We start from the raw sequence: 19,008 nt of genomic DNA, 5'->3' as shown, positions 1-19,008 counted from the left end.
GTTCTTTAGTCAAATTTAATAAAGTGAACTGAAATAATACGAATATTAGCAGCAAAGGAACAAGTGCAAAGGCAACCTCTGTCAGAATTCCTGTGAAGCCTTCAAATATAACCAGATTCATCCGAAGATCACCCCCAGCATCATAACGGCTATAATGGGGCCAACAGAAGCAAGTCCAATTAAGCCAAATCCATCACTGGAAGAGGAGGATTCAGATTTTAAAACGGAGGCCACACCAACCCCCAATGCCAGAATAAAGGGAACAGCCATGGGTCCGGTCGTTACACCCCCGGCATCAAATGAGATAGGTATAAAAGCCTGTGGAACAAAAATTGCCAGTATGAACACCAGTATGTAACACCCGGCCAGTAAAAAATGTATGGGAATCGAATAAACAGTCCGTGCCATCGCAAGACCCACAAAAAGTGAAAGTCCGATTGCCACAGAAAGAATCAAAATCCAGGATGGAATAGCACCGCCTGAGACATCATCGATTTGTTCAGAGAGCACCCTGACGTCAGGTTCAGCGATGGTTACTGCAAAACCAAGTAAAAGACCAACCCCAATGATCAGCCAGGTCTTTTTCGTTTTAGGAAGCTTTTTACCAATCATTTCCCCGACAGGTAGAAGGCCTGCATGAACTCCGAGCAGGAACAGAAAAAATCCAAGGCTTACAAACAGAACGCCTATAATAAACTGTAGAAAAAGTTCGAGAGGGAGGCGTATTAATGTTACTTGCAGCAGTATAACCACGATAGTAATTGGGAAGATTGCTGCAGATACTTCCTTAAAGGTTCCTTTCACTTTATCCATTTGTTCACCTCGATTAACTTGTATTTTATAAAAAAAACAGAGATTGTTAATTGTATGGAAATTTCTTTTATATAAAACAGTAAAAGTATATTTGTTTTTTTACTATACCTTCAGGGCTGAAATTAAAACTTCATAAGGTAAAGAAAGGTAAAAGGAATGAAGGTTACAGCTTACTACCATGCAGATGGACCTAGTTTAAACCAGGGGTGTTTAGATGGGGGGGAATGTTTCCCGGGAAATAAGGGATCAGATGTAAAAACGAATTTCATCTTGTAGAAGTGGTTATTCCCATTTAGTAAAGGTATTATAGTAAAGTAGTAACAACTTTAACTTCAATACACTAATTATGTAAGAAAAGGTGACTGATAAATGGAGAATAATAAAATAAATGTAGGTGGTTTACAGTTTGAATGGAACATGGATAAAGGCCAGTTTATATTTGAAGGAGAAGACGCAGTTTTATTTTGGATATCCAGTGCCATGAAGACGTTCTTCGATACAATTGAAGAAATTTCAGGCGAAGAAGCGTCCAATCTTGTTTTTGAAGCGACAGGCTTTAGACAGGGATTAGTTGTTGGAGATTATTTCAGTAATATGAAAGAAGTCGGTGTAGAAGAGGCAGCTGCTTTGATCACGAACACGTATGCTTCAGCAGGCTGGGGGAAAACCATCATTCAGGATTTAAATTTTGAAACTCAGACCTTGACCGTTCTCTTAAAGGACAGCTGGGAGCATAAACTCAATCGAACCCAGGGGAAGACAACAGGAGGAAACTATCTCCCGGCTCACTATGCCGGTATTTTCACTGGTATGTTGGGGACAAATATCTGGTATGAGGTAGAATGTTATCAGCTAGAAGGAAATGAATACACTAAAGTAAAGTATTTTCCTTCTAATGTTACGGTTTCAGAGAATATTCACTTGCTCGCAAGAAAAAAAGAGTCTCAGCACATTATTCAGCTTGAAGCGTTGGTGGAGGATAAAACACGGGAGTTAAAGACACTGGTTAAAGAACTTTCCTCTCCGATTATTCCTGTATTGGATGAAGTTGTTGTAGTTCCACTGCTGGGCACCTATGACGAGGAGCGGTCGGAGGAACTCGTTTTTAAAACGTTGACCAATCTGCCGTCCTACAAAGCCAGCTATCTAGTTCTTGATCTTACGGGACTTAATAAAAATATAAGCGGACATACAGTGAGTTTAATTGAAAAAATCGGATCTGCCGCAGCTCTTATTGGCACCGATACAATCCTGGTGGGGATTTCAGCAGAGCTAAGCATGGTTATTTCTGAATCTGATATCAATTTATCAAAGTTTGATTGCTTTCAAACGCTTCAGCATGGTATTCACTATGCATTAGGTGCATCAGGCAGAAGGATCATTTAAGTGATCCTTGCTGCAATGAAATCTGCCGACATATATAACCAAGAATAGTGTAAAGAGGTTGAGACTCATCGGTCCAGCCTTTTTTTATGGATGTTCTGAAGAACCCTGAACCATATATATCGTAAAATGAAAAGGTTTTCATTCTTTTTTGTCGAAAGGTGTTAGTGAGATAAAAAAGGAGGAGATGAGTTGAAACGGATCATACGATTTTCAAATTCCATAATGGAGAGATTTTTACCTGATCCATTTTTGTTTGTTCTTATTTTAACTTTGGTGGTTTTTGGATTTGGTCTAGGATTGACCGGGTCCTCACCTGTCGAAATGGTCGGTTATTGGGGCGAGGGTTTTTGGGGGCTTTTAGCGTTTTCCATGCAAATGGTTCTTGTGCTGGTGACAGGTTTTGTTTTAGCGAGCTCACCGATATTTAAAAAAGGACTTGGCAAGCTTGCAGATTACGCAAAATCTCCTGTAAGTGCAATTATCTGGGTAACACTCGTTTCTCTTGCGGCAAGCTGGATCAACTGGGGATTCGGGCTGGTCATTGGAGCGCTGTTTGCCAAAGAGCTTGCTAAAAGAGTGGAAAGGGTGGATTACAGACTTTTAATTGCAAGTGCATATTCAGGTTTTATTATCTGGCATGCCGGCTTTTCCGGTTCCATTCCACTTTCCATTGCAACAGATGGTCATCCATTTATAGATCAGATCGGCATTATTCCAACCAGCGAGACGATCTTTGCCACTTATAACGTTTTAATTATTTTGATTCTTGTAGCTGTTTTACCCTTGTTAAACGTATTAATGATGCCAAAAAAAGAAGAAACAGTTACCGTGAAACCGGAGATGCTTGAGGAAGAAAAACTGGATGAAACAGCTGCTTCTGCTGCTCTTACACCGGCTGAGAAGCTGGAAAACAGCCCGGTATTGTCAATTGTTATCGGGGTGCTTGGAATTTCGTATCTGGTCTATTATTTTGTTCAAAACGGCTTTGCGCTGACGCTGGATCTTGTGAATTTTCTCTTTTTATTTCTGGGTGTTTTATTTCATGGAAATCCGAGAAATTATCTGGCGGCGGTTCAAAATGCCGTTAAAGGTGCTGGAGGGATCATCATTCAATTTCCTTTTTACGCCGGCATAATGGGAATGATGACAGCATCAGGTTTAGCTGCTTTAATGTCTGAGGCATTTGTGGATATTTCAACTGAAACTACTTTTCCGCTTTTTGCTTTTTTAAGTGCAGGCATAGTGAACTTTTTTGTTCCTTCAGGCGGAGGACAGTGGGCGGTACAGGCGCCGATTATGCTGGATGCCGCACAAACACTTGGTTCCGATCCAGGGAAAGTAGCAATGGCTGTGGCCTGGGGCGATGCTTGGACAAATATGATTCAGCCGTTTTGGGCACTTCCGGCACTTGCAATCGCAGGTCTGAAAGCAAAAGATATTATGGGGTTTTGTTTAATTGTTTTAGTTGTCAGCGGAGTTATTATTGGAGCAGGCCTATTATTTTTATAATATCTTCAGTGTCAAGATCAGCCTCAGCGTTTACGAGCCCGATAATAAAAACAGCGGCTTGTGTATGAAGAGCAGTGCGGGTAAAATAAATTCAAATGTCAGCTCGCTGGAGGGATTAAGTTGAAAAAAGCATTGATTAACATTGATTACACAAACGATTTTGTAGCAGAGGATGGAGCTTTGACTTGCGGAAGGCCGGGTCAGGCGATAGAAGACAAGATTACGGCGCTGACGAAGCAATTTTATGACGATGGAGATTTTGTAGTTTTTGCGATTGATCTGCATGATCAGGAAGACCATCATCATCCTGAAACCGCCCTTTTTCCGCCTCATAATATAAGAGGAACCCAGGGAAGGGGATTATATGGTGCACTTCAGCCCCTGTATGATATGATTCAAGATAACGAAAATGTACTTTACATGGACAAAACGAGGTATAGTGCTTTTGCTGGAACGAATCTTGAGCACAAATTGAGGGAGCGGCAGATCGAAGAAGTGCATTTAGCTGGTGTTTGCACCGATATCTGCGTCCTGCATACAGCAGTGGATGCGTATAATAAAGGATTTAAAATTGTAATTCATAAAGAAGCGGTCGCAAGCTTTAACCCGGCTGGGCATGAGTGGTCGTTACAGCATTTTGCTTTAACGCTTGGAGCGGCTGTCGTTTAAGACGTAATGAAGGAGCTAATGCAAATGACAAGGGATTTTCAAGACGACAGTTTGATGTTACATACTGATTTATATCAAATCAACATGGCTGAAACCTACTGGGAAGATGGTATGCACGAAAGAAAAGCTGTATTTGAACTTTTCTTCCGGACACTTCCTTTTGGCAATGGCTATGCTATATTTGCGGGCCTTGAAAGATGCCTGAAGTATTTAAATGATTTTAAATTCACGGAAAGTGACCTTGAATACCTGGAAAATGAACTTGGCTACCAGAAGGATTTTATTTCATATCTAAGAGATATTCGTTTTACCGGTACGGTGCGCTCGATGCAGGAAGGCGAGCTGGTTTTTGCAAATGAGCCGATTATGCGAATCGAAGCGCCGATTATTGAAGCGCAGCTTGTTGAAACAGCCCTGCTGAACATCGTGAATTATCAGACGCTCATTGCCTCTAAAGCTTCACGTATTAAACAGGTTGTTAAAGAAGAAACAGTCATGGAGTTTGGTACGAGGCGTGCCCATGAAATGGATGCTGCCATCTGGGGGACCAGAGCGGCTTATATCGGGGGATTTGATGCAACGAGTAATGTGCGTGCGGGGAAAATTTTTGGACTTCCAGTCGCAGGAACTCACTCTCACGCCATGGTGCAGGCTTATCGGGATGAATATACGGCTTTTAAAAAGTATGCACGGCGTCATAAAGACTGTGTGTTTTTAGTGGACACCTATAACACCCTGAAATCCGGTGTTCCGATGGCGATTCAGGTAGCAAAGGAACTTGGGGATGACATTAACTTTGTTGGTGTACGTCTTGATAGCGGCGACATTGCCTATTTATCAAAAGAAACGAGAAGATTGCTGGATGAAGCAGGATTTACAGATACAAAAATTATCGCTTCAAATGATTTAGATGAGTACACCATTTTAAATTTAAAAGCGCAGGGAGCTGTTGTGGACATCTGGGGAATTGGCACGAAGCTGATCACCGCTTATGACCAGCCGGCGCTTGGAGGGGTATATAAACTGGTCTCCATTGAAGATGAATATGGCAAGATGGTGGATACGATAAAAATTTCTAGCAATGCGGAAAAAGTGACCACACCGGGAATCAAGCGGGTGTATCGCATTATAAACAAGCTGAATAATAAATCCGAGGGGGATTATATTACGCTGGAAGGGGAAAACCCTCAGGAAGAAGATCATTTAAAGATGTTTCACCCGGTTCATACTTTCGTTACAAAATTTGTAACCAACTTCGAAGCACGTGACCTGCATCAGGTTGTGTACGAAAATGGAGAGCCATGTTATACCACTCCTCCAATCGAAGAGATTAAAGAATATGTAAAAATGAACCTGGAGCTTCTTTGGGATGAGTACAAGCGGTCTATGAATCCTGAAGAGTACCCTGTCGATCTCAGCCAGAAGTGCTGGGATAACAAGATGCGAAACATTCAGGAAGTCAAACAATCCATACGAAATGCGGCTCCGCGAGCGTGATACTTCGAACAAATACTACGTTGAGGTGATTGGAAATGGCATCATTACAGCAAAAAATTGTAGAGGAAATGAATGTTCAGCAGCAAATCAATCCACAGGAGGAAATCCGTAAGAGCATTGATTTTCTAAAAGAATATCTGCAAAAGCATTCATTCTTAAAAGGATTTGTGCTTGGTATTTCAGGCGGACAGGATTCCACTTTAGCAGGTAAACTGGCTCAAATGGCAGTCAATGAATTGAATGAAGAAGCAGGAGAAAAAACCTATTCATTTACAGCTGTACGTCTGCCGTATGGCAAGCAGGAGGACGAGCAGGACTGTCAGGATGCCCTTTCTTTTATTGAAGCAGAGGATATTGTAATCGTTGATATTAAGCCTGCAGTGGATGCGAGCGACGCTTCACTTGAAAAGGCGGGAATAGAAATTTCGGATTTTATAAAAGGAAACGAAAAGGCACGTGAGAGAATGAAGGTGCAGTATTCAATCGCAGCCGTCCGCAATGCAGTTGTGCTTGGCACGGACCATCCAGCGGAAGCTATCACCGGATTTTACACGAAATTCGGCGACGGCGGTGCAGATGTGCTGCCATTATTCCGCTTGAATAAGCGTCAGGGCAAGCAGCTGTTAAAAGAACTCGGATGCCCTGAACATCTTTATAAGAAGCAGCCGACAGCAGATCTTGAGAGCGACCGTCCGATGCTTACGGATGAAGAAGCCCTTGGGGTGACGTATGAGGAAATTGATGACTACCTCGAAAACAGAGAGGTAAGTGAAGACGCCAGACAAACGATTGAAAAGCATTATCTATCGACTCAGCATAAGCGGCATCTTCCTGTCACGATCTTTGATGATTTCTGGAAATGATTTAAGAACAAAGGATTAAATAATGGAGTTATAGGCAATGATTGGGATATCCCCTTTTGTTGTTCATAACTTCCCATTGAACACCAAAACTGCCTGATTGAATGGGGGAATCCTCCTGTTCGATCAGGTTTTTTTTGAAAAGAGGGACGGCATCTTAAACGAACGTCTTTTTTCTGGAAAGTTGCAAAAGGTATAAAAAATCATTGCCACATTCGACTTTCGTATCATTTGTAAGACGGACGTATTTCTTATATTCTAAAAATAGCGTATATTGAAAGTATTCACAGTAAATTGAATGATTTAATAGAATAGATTTTTTTACAGAACTTAGCGGGAGGGGAATTGAATGTATCATCCGAAACTTGAAATCATTTTGCAAAATATTGAACATGTCATGATTGGAAAAAGAAATGTGGCTGAATTAAGTGTCGTAGCTTTGCTTGCGCAGGGTCATATATTGCTTGAGGATGTGCCTGGTGTGGGCAAGACTATGATGGTGCGTGCTTTGGCAAAGTCCGTCGGGGCAAACTTTACAAGAATTCAATTCACACCCGATTTGCTGCCATCTGACGTCATTGGCGTCTCGATTTATAACCCCAAAGAAATGGAATTTCAGTTCAGAGGCGGGCCAATCATGGGGAATATTATTTTAGCAGATGAAATTAACCGAACCTCCCCTAAAACACAATCTGCCCTGTTAGAAGGAATGGAAGAAGGAAGCGTTACTGTAGATGGAGTTACCCGCGTACTCGAAAAACCATTTTTTGTTATGGCTACTCAAAATCCAATCGAATATGAGGGCACTTATCCTCTTCCAGAGGCCCAGTTGGACAGGTTTTTATTGAAAATGAAAATGGGTTATCCCACAGCTGAAGAAGAAATGGAAGTCCTGAACCGTCTTCAGCATGCTCCTCCTATTGATGAGCTCCAGCCTGTCATTTCCCTTGAGGAATTAAAGCAGCTTCAGCGTGAAGTAAGAGAAATCCTCGTAGATGACACGATAAAGAGTTATATTGTGGATCTTGCAGGAAAAACACGGTCACATGCAAATGTGTATCTCGGTGTATCGCCCCGGGGCTCGATAGCGCTGATGAAAGCGTGCCAGGCGTATGCGATGCTTCATGGAAGAGATTACGTAGTGCCCGATGATGTACAATTCCTGGCGCCTTATATTTTTTCCCACCGCATTATTTTAAAGTCGGAAGCTAAGTATGAAGGAATTCAGCCTGAGGATGTTATCGAACGGATTGTAGCGCGAACGCGCGTGCCGGTGCAAAGGCTTGTGAAATAATGATGAAAAAATTGTGGAACAGTCTGCAGGAAATTAGCAAAGTACTGCTATTATTATTGCTGCTTGCAGGTACATTTTCCTATGCTATGTTTCAAGGTGGGTTTGTCAGCTGGTTTTTATTTTACAGTTTTTTACCCTTTTCTTTGTATTCAATCCTCATTATGCTCTACCCGTTAAGCGACTTTAACGTAACGCGAAGCATCCAATCTGAGGAGTTAAAAGCAGGGTCCCGTGTTACTGTAACAATTCAGCTTAACAGAAAATTCCCCATCCCTCTTTTCTATTTAGTCGTAGAAGATCAGGTGTCCACCAGTTTCTTTTCAACTGCTGAGATTTCCCAAGTGAAAAAATTGATTTATCCGGGGTTTAAACAATCCATTAAACTCCAATATGAATTTGAGAATCTGCCTCGAGGAGAACACCATTTTACAAGCACTGATTTGAAAACGGGGGATTTTTTAGGAATCTTCCAAAAGTCAAAAAAGATAGAGGCAGCGGATACGATTTTGGTATACCCATCTTACGTTCCGATGACCTACCAGCCAATTCAGGTGCAATATGATCAAGGGGTTGCTTCAACGGATGTGAAGATTCAAAGGGATACGACGATGGCTACCGGTTTGAGGGAATATCAGCCAGGTGACCGGGTATCGTGGATTCACTGGAAATCATTTGCACGGACAAACGATTTAATGACAAAAGAATTTGAGGAAAGAAAGTCCCACGACGTATGTTTAATTTTGGATCGTACACCTTCCCCTCTATTTGAGGATCTTGTTTCTTTTATCGCTTCATTAAGCAGGGCTGTATTAAAAAAGGGTGCGCAGGCCGGATATATTTCGTCCGGAAATACCGTTCAGCGTGTTCCGGTAAAAAATGGCGACCATCATCAGCGGCAGATCGATTATCAGCTTGCCAAAGTTCAAGCGGATAGTGAAGCACCATTTAATGATGCAATAAAAAAAGAGATTAGCAGAATGTCTCAATCGGTTGTCTTGTTAGTGGTTACTTCTTCTTTAACTCGTGAACTGGTTCAGCAGCTTCACGACTATTCTAGAAACAACAGCGCAGTAGCTGTATTTCTTGTGAAGAATGCAAAAAATAATACAAAAAATAGTGATGAACAGCAAATAAAAGCATTGGCTTCTTCTAAGGGGATAATGGTAAGAGACTGTTTTGCAGGACATTTTTCAAATGTTTTTGCGGAGGTGAAACAGGCATGAGTAAATCTTCAGGATGGAATAAGAGTTTATCATTTGTACTGTATGTCTTAAGCTTTTTTCTTCTATGGGAGTGGCTGCGGCCTGTTGAGCAATTAACTGATACAAGTTTTGTTATTTATTTTGTGCTATTTGCAGGCCTTTCGCTGGGGCTGCATTTTCTCGGGGTCAACTGGAAACTGTCAGGAACTGTGAAGATCCTGTTTATTTTCATTGTCCTTCAGCGTTTATATTTTGATGCATCCTTTTTAGAAGTCAGTACATGGCTGCCGGCTTTAGCTGTTTCTATCTGGGAAAGTCTGATTTTAACGGTTCAGCAGGATTGGAATGCGGTGAGTAATGTGTATCGCAGTCTCTTATTTTTTGTTTTGCTGTGGCTTACTGCCTATCTGCTTCATTACTGGATTGCTGTTCGTAAGCAATTGTTTTTATTCTATGTTTTTACTGTTTTTTACGTCGCTCTTCTGGATACATTCAGTCCTTACGATGGGCAGTATTCCATAGTAAGAATTATATTGATTGGCTTCCTTTCAATGGGGCTTCTTACTCTCCAGCGTTTATTGGACCAGGAGCGCTTAAGCCAGTCTTCGCATCAGATTCAAAAATGGATTATTCCCCTGGTGCTGATGGTGGCTTTCAGTTCTGTGGCTGCATATGCTGCGCCAAAGGCCGAGCCGATATGGCCGGATCCTGTTCCATTTATCCAATCCTTTTCTGATGGGTCGGGTTCTGGATCAGGCGTTAACCGGTTAGGCTACGGCGTGGATGATTCTTCTCTTGGCGGGTCTTTTATCGGAGATGATACGAAAGTTTTTGATGTCGTAACGGAGGACTCTCAGTACTGGCGAATCGAGATGAAAGACGTCTATACCGGTAAAGGCTGGGAAAATTCTGCATCCGTAACAGGAGAGGGCCCCGGATTTGGGTTAGAAGAAGAAGTACCATTCCGTCTGTCCAGAATCAATGAGGAGTCTGAGGAAGTAACAGCTGTTCTCGATATTAGCCTGGAATACAATCATCTTGTATATCCCTATCACCCTGTAAGGCTTGAAAGCGGAGATGCGGATGAATTTATCTATGATTTAGCAAATGAAAAAATTACTTCTTTTTCCGGTGAAGAAGAAATCGGACTGGAGTCCTATGAATGGACGTATAAAGAGCCCCAATACAGCTTGACGGCGCTGCGTGAAACGACTGATCTTGGCGACCTTGAAGGAACCGGTGAAATGGATCAGTATTTGCAGCTGCCAGACGAGCTGCCGGAACGGGTTTCTGCACTCGCAGAAGAAATCACAGCGGATCACGATAACTGGTATGACAAAGCTAATGCAATAGAAAGCTATTTTTCTCAAAACGCCTTTACCTACGACCAATCTGACATTCCTGTTCCAGGTGAGGGACAGGATTATGTAGATCAATTTTTATTTGAGACACAAAGAGGCTACTGCGATAATTTTTCTACCTCCATGGTCGTCATGCTGCGGGCGGTTGATATACCTGCGCGCTGGGTGAAAGGCTATACAGGTGGAGAAGTGGTCGGACAAACTGAAGATGGGTTAAATGAGTACGAAGTGACTAATAATAATGCTCATTCATGGGTTGAGGTGTATTTCCCTTCTTTAGGATGGGTGCCATTTGAACCGACCATTGGCTTTACAAATAACGTTTCTGTTGACTATGATCTGACTACTGAGAATGAAGAAAGTGATGAAGAAGAAACGCCAGTGCCGGAAGAAGAGGAAAATGAAGAAACACCAGCACCTATTCAGGACGAAGAAGTAACGGATGAAGAGGGTGCTGATGAAAATGGCGGTACGTCAGCTTCTTTCTGGCAGCGGGTTCAAACAGCACTTTCTGAAAATATAGGAATGGTGCTACTGTCCGGTGCTGCCCTTTTATTAGCGGGAGTACTGTTATTCAGGATGCGTTTTCGCTGGATGCCGAGAATGCTGATCCTTTACTACAGTGTGAAAAAAGATGATGAAACATTTTCAAAGGCCTATCTTTCTCTGCTGAAGCAGCTTCATCGTTTTGGATTAAAAAGAAATGAAGATCAGACCCTTCGAGCTTATGCAAAAGAAGTCGACCGTTTTTTCAGTACGAAAGAAATGAGTCATTTAACTTCTCAATATGAACGCATTTTGTATAGAAAAGAAGGGCAGCAGGAGAAATGGCAGGATATGCGTGAATTGTGGGAAAATTTAATTAAACGGACAACCGGTTGACCACCGTCCTGACAGGCGTTAAAATGATAAAAATTAAGAGAAACAGAATATACCCCTTCATATATGTTCGATAATACGGTTCGAATGTTTCTACCAAATCACCTTAAATGATTTGACTATGAAGGTGGTCTTTTTGCATAAGTGTCGAAATTTGACTCTCTTTGGCATAAGGCCGCCTTTTAAGAACAAAAGAACGCTGAAGGGAAAAAGAATCTACTCTTTTTCATGTATGCGTTCTTTTTTCTATTCTGTTTTAAAAATAAAATTTAATCCTATGAGGTGACACGATGCTAGGTAAGGAAGAATTGCTTAATCAGGAAATGATTGTAGTACTGGATTTCGGCAGTCAATACAATCAATTAATTACACGCAGGATTCGTGAATTTGGTGTTTACAGTGAATTGCATCCCCATACTTTAACTGCTGAAGAAATAAAAGAAATGAATCCATCAGGCATCATCCTTTCCGGCGGTCCTAATTCTGTCTATGATGAAAACTCATTTAGGGCAGATGAGCGTATATTTGACCTTGGAATACCTGTCCTTGGCATCTGCTATGGTATGCAGCTTATGACGATGCACTTTGGCGGAAAAGTGGAAAAAGCAAGAAACCGTGAGTATGGCAAAGCTGAAATTAATGTTCAGGAAGCAAAAGGATTATTTAAAGGACTTCCCGTTAATCAGCTTGTATGGATGAGCCATGGCGATTTGGTAGTGGAAGCACCTGAATCATTTGATGTTGTTGCAACCAATGCCTCTTGTCCCATTGCTTCAATCAGCAATGAAGACAAGAAGATGTTTGCCGTTCAGTTCCACCCTGAAGTACGCCACTCCGTTTATGGCAATGACATGCTGAAAAACTTTGTTTTTGATGCATGCGGCTGTAAAGGCGAATGGTCGATGGAAAATTACATTGAAATCGAAATCGAAAAAATCCGCAATGAAGTAGGAGACCGCAAAGTCCTATGTGCGCTAAGCGGTGGTGTAGATTCATCCGTTGTAGCGGTGCTGATTCATAAAGCGATTGGAGATCAGTTAACCTGTATGTTTGTCGATCACGGCCTTCTTCGAAAAGGGGAAGCGGACAGCGTAATGAAGACCTTCGCTGATGGATTTAACATGAACGTGATCAAAATTGATGCGCAGGAGCGTTTTCTTTCCAAGCTCAAAGGGGTATCAGATCCTGAACAAAAACGAAAAATTATCGGTAATGAGTTTATTTATGTATTTGACGATGAAGCCAAAAAACTCGACGGCTTTGATTTCCTTGCACAGGGCACGCTGTATACTGACATCATTGAAAGCGGAACAGCTACTGCTCAAACGATCAAATCCCACCACAATGTAGGCGGCTTGCCTGAGGATATGGAATTTTCCCTAATCGAGCCGTTAAATACATTGTTTAAGGATGAAGTCAGGGTGCTTGGAAGTGAGCTTGGAATTCCGGATGACATCGTGTGGCGTCAGCCATTCCCAGGTCCTGGTCTTGGGATCCGGGTGCTTGGCGAGATTTCCGATGAAAAGCTTGAAATTGTGCGTGAATCAGATTGGATTCTGCGGGAAGAAATTAAAAAAGCAGGTCTTGACCGCGATATCTGGCAATACTTTACGGTGCTGCCTGACATTAGAAGTGTAGGCGTAATGGGAGATGCACGAACGTATGATTATGCGATCGGCATTCGCGCTGTTACTTCCATCGACGGAATGACATCAGACTGGGCGCGTATTCCGTGGGATGTACTGGAGAAAATCTCAGTGCGTCTTGTCAACGAGGTCAATTCAATCAACCGGGTTCTCTATGATGTGACGAGCAAGCCGCCTTCCACAATCGAATGGGAATAGGCGAATATTAACAACATTTAATGTTTATAATGTTCGTATTTTATATTGACCTTTTCTATGAAGGTTGCTACAATAAATGTATATTAATCAAATAGCATTCGTCGTATAACATCGGGAATATGGCCCGAAAGTTTCTACCAAGCCACCGTAAATGGCTTGACTACGAGGTATTGAATAAGCCATGCAGAGCATTCAACTTGCTGCTGCAAGCTCATTATTCTTATCGACACAGTCAGCCTCTAAACGACACTATCGTTTGGGGGCTTTTTTCGTTATACGGCTAGAACGTAAGCTGGAGGGAAAAGAAACATGAAGAAGTATTTTCAATTTGAAGAACTGGGAACAAGCTACAGACAGGAGTTTATAGGTGGTCTGACTACATTTCTTGCCATGGCGTACATTCTTGTAGTTAATCCTATTACTCTTACATTAATGGATGTAGAGGGGCTTCCGGATGCTCTCCGCATGGATTATGGGGCAGTGTTTGTGGCTACAGCTCTGGCAGCTGCAATCGGCTCACTTGTAATGGGTGTTATTGCTAAATATCCAATTGCTCTTGCTCCGGGGATGGGGCTGAATGCATTTTTTGCCTACTCCGTCGTCCTTACTCAAGGAATCCCCTGGGAGACAGCCCTAACAGGTGTTTTATTATCAGGACTTATTTTTATGGTACTAACTTTAACCGGTGTCAGAGAAAAAATAATCAACGCTATTCCTGCAGAGCTGAAATTTGCAGTCGGAGCCGGAATCGGACTTTTTATTACATTTATAGGAATGCAGAATGCAGGGATTATTGTTGGCGATGATAATACAATGGTCGCTTTAGGCGACCTTACGCAGGGCAGTACTCTTCTTGCAGTTTTTGGGATTTTTATTACGGTTATATTAATGACCCGCAAAATTAAAGGCGGTATTTTCTTTGGGCTAGTCATTACCGCGATCGTCGGATGGACAGTAGGATTAATTAATACTCCTAGTGGAATAATAGAACCTGCTCCAAGTCTTGCACCTACATTTGGCGCAGCGCTTGAACCGATTTTTTCTTCTCCGGGTGAGCTGTTTACGCTGCAAATACTGGTCGTTGTACTGACTTTTCTTTTCGTCGATTTCTTTGATACAGCAGGTACACTGGTTGCTGTTACGAATCAGGCGGGCTTGATGAAAGATAACAAGCTGCCTCGTGCGAATCGTGCTTTATTTGCAGATTCGACTGCAACCGTTTTTGGTGCGGTACTGGGGACATCTACAACCACTTCTTACATTGAGTCCTCTTCAGGTGTGGCAGCAGGCGCCCGATCTGGTTTTGCATCAGTGGTTACAGCAGCTCTGTTCGTTTTATCTATTTTCTTTTTTCCGCTATTAGAAGTAATCACAAGTGCTGTTACTGCGCCTGCTTTAATAATTGTGGGAGTACTGATGGTTGCAGCACTCGGGAAAATTGACTGGACGAGATTTGAAATTGCTGTTCCTGCATTTCTAACGATTATTACGATGCCGTTAACTTACAGCATTGCAACCGGTATTGCTATCGGATTCATTTTCTACCCAATCACAATGATCGTGAGCGGAAAAGGCAAACAAATTCATCCAATTATGTATGGATTATTTATAATCTTTATTCTTTACTTCCTGTTCCTTTCATAATAAGCTAAAAAAGAAGCCGAGTTCGGCTTCTTTTTTAATGATCTGAGATTGATCGTGAATGACTGTCGTCTGCAATTCCGGAATTTCAGAAAATCATTTATTTTATGGGAAGTGACCGCGCGATGGCGTTTAAAATAAAGAAAATACTTAATAATAATGTTCTGATTGCTCAGAGTGCACAGGAAGCAGAAGTTGTTTTGATTGGAAAAGGAATTGGGTTTAAACGTCAGGTTGACGCTTTAATTAAACAATCTGAAGTAGAAAAACTATTTGTTCTCCGAGATCAGTCTGAGCAGGAGCAATTTAAAAAATTACTTCCATATATAAAGGAAGATTTGCTGAAAGTGATTATCTCCTCTATCGAACTGATCCGGGAGAGAACAGAAGGTTTTTTGAATGAACATATTCATGTGGCACTCACGGACCATCTCGTATTCGCGGTAAATCGTTTAATGAGGGGAATGGCAATATCTAATCCATTTTTACTTGAAACAAAGGCGTTGTACCCTTATGAATATGAAATTGCCAAGGAAGTCGTAAAGCTCTTTAATGAGCGTGCTCATATCTATCTTCCTGAAGGAGAGGTCGGTTTTATCGCACTTCATATCCACAGTGCAATGGTCAACCGCGATATTCATGAAATTAATACGCACTCTCAAATGATCGGCAAATTGATTCAAATCATTGAACAGCAATTTGAAGTGAAAATTGATCGTGAAAGTATTGATTATATGCGGCTGGTCCGACATATAAGATACACCATTGAAAGGGTGCTGAGGGGAGAAAAAGTAGAAGAGCCGGAAAAAATAGCCTCTTTGTTGAAATCTGAATACCCCATATGCTATAATCTCTCGTGGAAGCTGATTAAGATTATGCAGCAAACACTAAAACAACCTGTTTATGATGCAGAAGCAGTTTATCTGACGATGCATTTGCAGCGAATTCAAAACAAAATGAAATAATCGTATACTATTCTTTACGTGTTACTGATTCGATCAGGCATGAGTAAAGAAGAACACGAATTGGGATAGGTGCCTGGCACTTGTCTAATTTTCGTGAACTTCTCTGCTCATGTCTTTTTTGTTTGCCTTCTCTTAATCAGCACAAATACTATTTAGGAGGATCCTTATGTTTAAAAAACTATTTGGTTCTTTGCAAAAAATCGGGAAGGCGTTGATGCTTCCTGTGGCAATACTTCCGGCTGCCGGATTATTGCTTGCGTTTGGTAATGCTTTGCAAAATGATACCTTGATTAATATCGCCCCTTTTCTAACTGCCGGGTGGATTGAAATGGTCGCAAGTGTAATGGAAGAGTCGGGAGGAATTGTATTTGATAACCTTCCGCTGCTGTTCGCTGTTGGAGTCGCGATCGGTCTTGCTGGAGGAGACGGAGTAGCAGGGATTGCTGCTATTATTGGTTATCTTATTATGAATGCTACTATGGGGACTGTTCTGGGTCTTGATATTCAGCAGGTTACCGGTGATAGTGTGGATCCTGCCAACGCGCTGGTCCTAGGTATTCCCACATTGCAGAGCGGGGTATTCGGCGGGATTATTGTAGGCTCACTTGCCGCTTATATGTATAACCGATTTTTCGATATTGAATTACCCACGTATCTCGGATTTTTTGCAGGAAAAAGATTTGTTCCAATCGCTACGGCTGGTTCAGCTGTCATTTTGGGACTTCTAATGTTGATTGTATGGCCAACTGTCCAGGATGCATTAAACTACTTTTCGAATAGTTTATTGAGCGTCAATATGGCGTTGTCGGCCTTTATTTTCGGCGTCATCGAACGAGCATTGATCCCTTTTGGGCTTCATCATATTTTCTATACCCCATTTTGGTTTGAATTCGGATCCTACGTGAATAATGCTGGGGAAACCATCAGGGGAGATAATTACATTTTCCAGGCTCAAATTAAAGACAATGTACAGGATTTAACAGCAGGTACATTTATGGCAGGAAAATATCCTTTCATGATGTTTGGACTTCCTGCTGCAGCACTCGCGATTTACCATGAAGCACGTAAAGAAAAGAAAAAGCTAGTAGCCGGCATCATGGGTTCAGCTGCATTGACTTCTTTCTTAACTGGGATTACAGAGCCAATTGAATTTGCCTTTTTATTTGTAGCTCCTATTCTATTTGCTGTTCATGCTCTTTTTGCGGGACTGTCGTTCTTAACGATGCATCTTTTGGATGTGAAAATCGGAATGACGTTTTCCGGGGGATTGATCGATTTTCTTCTATTTGGAACGCTTAATCCTCAAACAAACTGGTGGCTTGTTCTTCCAGTCGGAGCGGTATTCGCTGTTATCTACTACTTTGGTTTCAGGTTTGCTATTCGTAAATTTAATCTTGCAACACCGGGTAGAGAAGTGGATGAAGACGGAGAAGGAGAGAAAAGATCACCGTCATCCAAATCGGATTTGCCTTATGACATTTTAGAGGCGTTCGGCGGATCAGCCAATATTTCAAATCTGGATGCCTGCATTACAAGACTACGAATTCAAGTGAATGAACCTTCACAAGTGGATAAAAAAGAATTAAAAAGATTAGGGGCAGCAGGTGTCCTTGAAGTAGGAAACAATGTTCAAGCAATCTTCGGTCCACGTTCAGACAGCTTGAAGCATCAGATGAAGGATATAATAGAAGGAAAATCACCAAGGCCTGCTAAAGTGAACCCTTCTGAAGAAGTGGAAAAGGAAATTGAACAAACCGCTCCATCTGCTATACAAAATGAAGAGAAATCTCATGCATTTGTTTCTCCATTAACTGGGCGCGCGGTCGCTATTACAGAAGTGCCAGATCAAGTGTTCTCCGGTAAAATGATGGGAGACGGCTTTGCCATCATTCCATCCGAGGGTGAAGTATATTCACCTGTAGATGGAAAGATTGTCAATGTATCGCCTACAAAGCATGCAATTGGTTTGGAATCAGACAGCGGAAGAGAAGTCCTGATCCATTTTGGGATTGACACGGTCAAATTAAATGGTGAAGGGTTTAACACACATGTAAGTGAAGGAGACATAGTAAAAGCAGGAGATCTGCTGCTGACTGTAGATCTCGAAGCAGTAAAAGCCAAAGTTCCTTCCATAATGACTCCTATTATTTTTACAAACCTCATCAATGGGGAAGAAGTAAAGGTAGTTAAAGAGAATGTCAGCAAAGGTGATGCTGATATTATTGAAATCAATTAGTCATTAGTAAAAGGAAGCTGGATTCTTGGTTGAGACCAGCGATTAAAAATTGTTTCGGGAGTGGGAAGAAACTGTTTATCTCCAAAGAAATCCCATTCGTTCAATTTATTAATATGCCTGGCAATCGTAATAGTGAAGAAGCCATTCGAAGAGTTGGGACAAAACTCTAAAAAGCTTAAAAAAGAGACAGTAATAATTACTAGTAAGAGGTGAGCGGAGCGGAAGGTGGCGACTCCAGCAGGAGACGACGGCAAGCTGAGACTTTACAGGGCAACGTCCTGGAAAGGCTCAGCGCCGTCCCTGCGGAAAGCGTCCACCTGAAGCGCAGCGAACCGGTCGTAGAGCTTGAGACATTTTGTCTCAGGCTCTTTTTAATATTCCAGTTTCTTTTGTCAGCACTTATAAGTAGTTAGTGAATTTGCTCCCTTTTACAGATCAGCTTTTCCCTTTCTTTTCTATATAACAGCTCTCCAAACAGGAAGAGGTGTTTAAAAACAAGGAATATATAATAATAGTAAAAATTAAGTTGCAATATTCTGAATAATAGTTTATAATAAATCTACTACCAAAACATTGACGAAGATTAAGGGGGTGTGGTAAATTAATAAAGCTCTCATTTTGGAGCGGCTAAAAAAATAGATTATGAAGGTCTTTTTGTTTTCTTTTTTTAAAGGATTAGCCAAGTAATCAAGAAATTTTAAAAAAGTGTTTACAAACATATCAGAAGAATGGTATGATAATAAAGTCGCTTGAGAGAACAGCGCGAACGAAACACCTTGAACCTTGAAAACTAAACAACCAAAAACGTCAACGTTAGTACAAGAATTACAAGAAACACAATGAGCTTTATCA

The 19,008-nt window shown here is 41.6% G+C and carries 13 protein-coding genes and 2 riboswitches; of the genes, 12 read left to right on the top strand and 1 reads right to left on the bottom strand.

Annotated elements, in window-relative coordinates:
• Window positions 1–117: 117 nt before the first annotated feature.
• A complete protein-coding gene (locus P6709_RS19470) occupies window positions 118–813 on the bottom strand; it encodes a DUF1538 domain-containing protein (protein ID WP_278242577.1) in 696 nt (231 codons plus the stop codon).
• 369 nt (window positions 814–1,182) lie between these two features.
• Between P6709_RS19470 and P6709_RS19465 the strand changes: the two genes are divergently transcribed.
• From P6709_RS19465 to ptsG, 12 genes are all read left to right on the top strand, one after another.
• A complete protein-coding gene (locus P6709_RS19465) occupies window positions 1,183–2,199 on the top strand; it encodes an STAS domain-containing protein (RefSeq protein WP_278242576.1) in 1,017 nt (338 codons plus the stop codon).
• A 189-nt stretch (window positions 2,200–2,388) separates the two neighbouring features.
• Window positions 2,389–3,708 (top strand): short-chain fatty acid transporter, encoded by a 1,320-nt coding sequence (locus P6709_RS19460; RefSeq protein ID WP_278242575.1) that lies wholly within the window; start codon window positions 2,389–2,391, stop codon window positions 3,706–3,708.
• Between the two features lie 120 nt (window positions 3,709–3,828).
• Complete coding sequence (locus P6709_RS19455; RefSeq protein WP_278242574.1) at window positions 3,829–4,377, top strand: cysteine hydrolase family protein; 549 nt, start codon at window positions 3,829–3,831, stop codon at window positions 4,375–4,377.
• A 24-nt stretch (window positions 4,378–4,401) separates the two neighbouring features.
• Window positions 4,402–5,874 carry a nicotinate phosphoribosyltransferase gene (locus P6709_RS19450; protein WP_278242573.1) on the top strand — a complete coding sequence of 491 codons (1,473 nt, stop codon included), beginning with the start codon at window positions 4,402–4,404 and terminating at the stop codon, window positions 5,872–5,874.
• A gap of 35 nt (window positions 5,875–5,909) precedes the next feature.
• Window positions 5,910–6,737 carry an ammonia-dependent NAD(+) synthetase gene (gene nadE, locus P6709_RS19445; RefSeq protein WP_278242572.1) on the top strand — a complete coding sequence of 276 codons (828 nt, stop codon included), beginning with the start codon at window positions 5,910–5,912 and terminating at the stop codon, window positions 6,735–6,737.
• 346 nt (window positions 6,738–7,083) lie between these two features.
• The gene (locus P6709_RS19440) at window positions 7,084–8,028 is read left to right on the top strand and encodes an AAA family ATPase (RefSeq protein WP_278242571.1); all 945 of its coding nucleotides are present in this window, start codon (window positions 7,084–7,086) and stop codon (window positions 8,026–8,028) included.
• Window positions 8,028–9,251 carry a DUF58 domain-containing protein gene (locus P6709_RS19435; protein ID WP_278242570.1) on the top strand — a complete coding sequence of 408 codons (1,224 nt, stop codon included), beginning with the start codon at window positions 8,028–8,030 and terminating at the stop codon, window positions 9,249–9,251. The genes P6709_RS19440 and P6709_RS19435 overlap by 1 nt, the downstream gene beginning before the upstream one ends.
• Window positions 9,248–11,473, top strand: a complete 2,226-nt coding sequence (locus P6709_RS19430; protein ID WP_278242569.1) for a transglutaminase TgpA family protein — start codon at window positions 9,248–9,250, stop codon at window positions 11,471–11,473. Before P6709_RS19435 ends, P6709_RS19430 begins: the two co-directional genes overlap by 4 nt.
• A 37-nt stretch (window positions 11,474–11,510) precedes the next feature.
• Window positions 11,511–11,612: riboswitch (purine riboswitch) on the top strand.
• 148 nt (window positions 11,613–11,760) lie between these two features.
• Window positions 11,761–13,314, top strand: a complete 1,554-nt coding sequence (guaA, locus tag P6709_RS19425) for a glutamine-hydrolyzing GMP synthase (protein ID WP_278242568.1) — start codon at window positions 11,761–11,763, stop codon at window positions 13,312–13,314.
• Window positions 13,315–13,395: 81 nt separating this feature from the next.
• Window positions 13,396–13,497, top strand: a riboswitch (purine riboswitch).
• Between the two features lie 126 nt (window positions 13,498–13,623).
• Window positions 13,624–14,958 carry an NCS2 family permease gene (locus P6709_RS19420; protein WP_278242567.1) on the top strand — a complete coding sequence of 445 codons (1,335 nt, stop codon included), beginning with the start codon at window positions 13,624–13,626 and terminating at the stop codon, window positions 14,956–14,958.
• 122 nt (window positions 14,959–15,080) lie between these two features.
• The gene (glcT, locus tag P6709_RS19415; protein WP_278242566.1) at window positions 15,081–15,920 is read left to right on the top strand and encodes a glucose PTS transporter transcription antiterminator GlcT; all 840 of its coding nucleotides are present in this window, start codon (window positions 15,081–15,083) and stop codon (window positions 15,918–15,920) included.
• A gap of 166 nt (window positions 15,921–16,086) precedes the next feature.
• Window positions 16,087–18,156, top strand: a complete 2,070-nt coding sequence (gene ptsG, locus P6709_RS19410; protein WP_278242565.1) for a glucose-specific PTS transporter subunit IIBC — start codon at window positions 16,087–16,089, stop codon at window positions 18,154–18,156.
• Window positions 18,157–19,008 lie beyond the last annotated feature (852 nt).

The organism is Jeotgalibacillus sp. ET6 (genome assembly GCF_029667115.1).
Lineage (GTDB): Bacteria > Bacillota > Bacilli > Bacillales > Jeotgalibacillaceae > Jeotgalibacillus.
The sequence above is the reverse complement of the archived record's forward strand: the minus strand, read 5'-3'. Positions and strand labels throughout refer to the sequence as shown.

What these genes read in the sequence shown, in the direction of transcription:
- P6709_RS19470 (WP_278242577.1), bottom strand. Translation starts at nt 813, where the DNA reads ATGGATAAAGTGAAAGGAACCTTTAAGGAAGTATCTGCAGCAATCTTC.
- P6709_RS19465 (WP_278242576.1), top strand. Translation starts at nt 1,183, where the DNA reads ATGGAGAATAATAAAATAAATGTAGGTGGTTTACAGTTTGAATGGAAC.
- P6709_RS19450 (WP_278242573.1), top strand. Translation starts at nt 4,402, where the DNA reads ATGACAAGGGATTTTCAAGACGACAGTTTGATGTTACATACTGATTTA.
- nadE (WP_278242572.1), top strand. Translation starts at nt 5,910, where the DNA reads ATGGCATCATTACAGCAAAAAATTGTAGAGGAAATGAATGTTCAGCAG.
- P6709_RS19440 (WP_278242571.1), top strand. Translation starts at nt 7,084, where the DNA reads ATGTATCATCCGAAACTTGAAATCATTTTGCAAAATATTGAACATGTC.
- P6709_RS19435 (WP_278242570.1), top strand. Translation starts at nt 8,028, where the DNA reads ATGATGAAAAAATTGTGGAACAGTCTGCAGGAAATTAGCAAAGTACTG.
- P6709_RS19430 (WP_278242569.1), top strand. Translation starts at nt 9,248, where the DNA reads ATGAGTAAATCTTCAGGATGGAATAAGAGTTTATCATTTGTACTGTAT.
- guaA (WP_278242568.1), top strand. Translation starts at nt 11,761, where the DNA reads ATGCTAGGTAAGGAAGAATTGCTTAATCAGGAAATGATTGTAGTACTG.
- P6709_RS19420 (WP_278242567.1), top strand. Translation starts at nt 13,624, where the DNA reads ATGAAGAAGTATTTTCAATTTGAAGAACTGGGAACAAGCTACAGACAG.
- glcT (WP_278242566.1), top strand. Translation starts at nt 15,081, where the DNA reads ATGGCGTTTAAAATAAAGAAAATACTTAATAATAATGTTCTGATTGCT.
- ptsG (WP_278242565.1), top strand. Translation starts at nt 16,087, where the DNA reads ATGTTTAAAAAACTATTTGGTTCTTTGCAAAAAATCGGGAAGGCGTTG.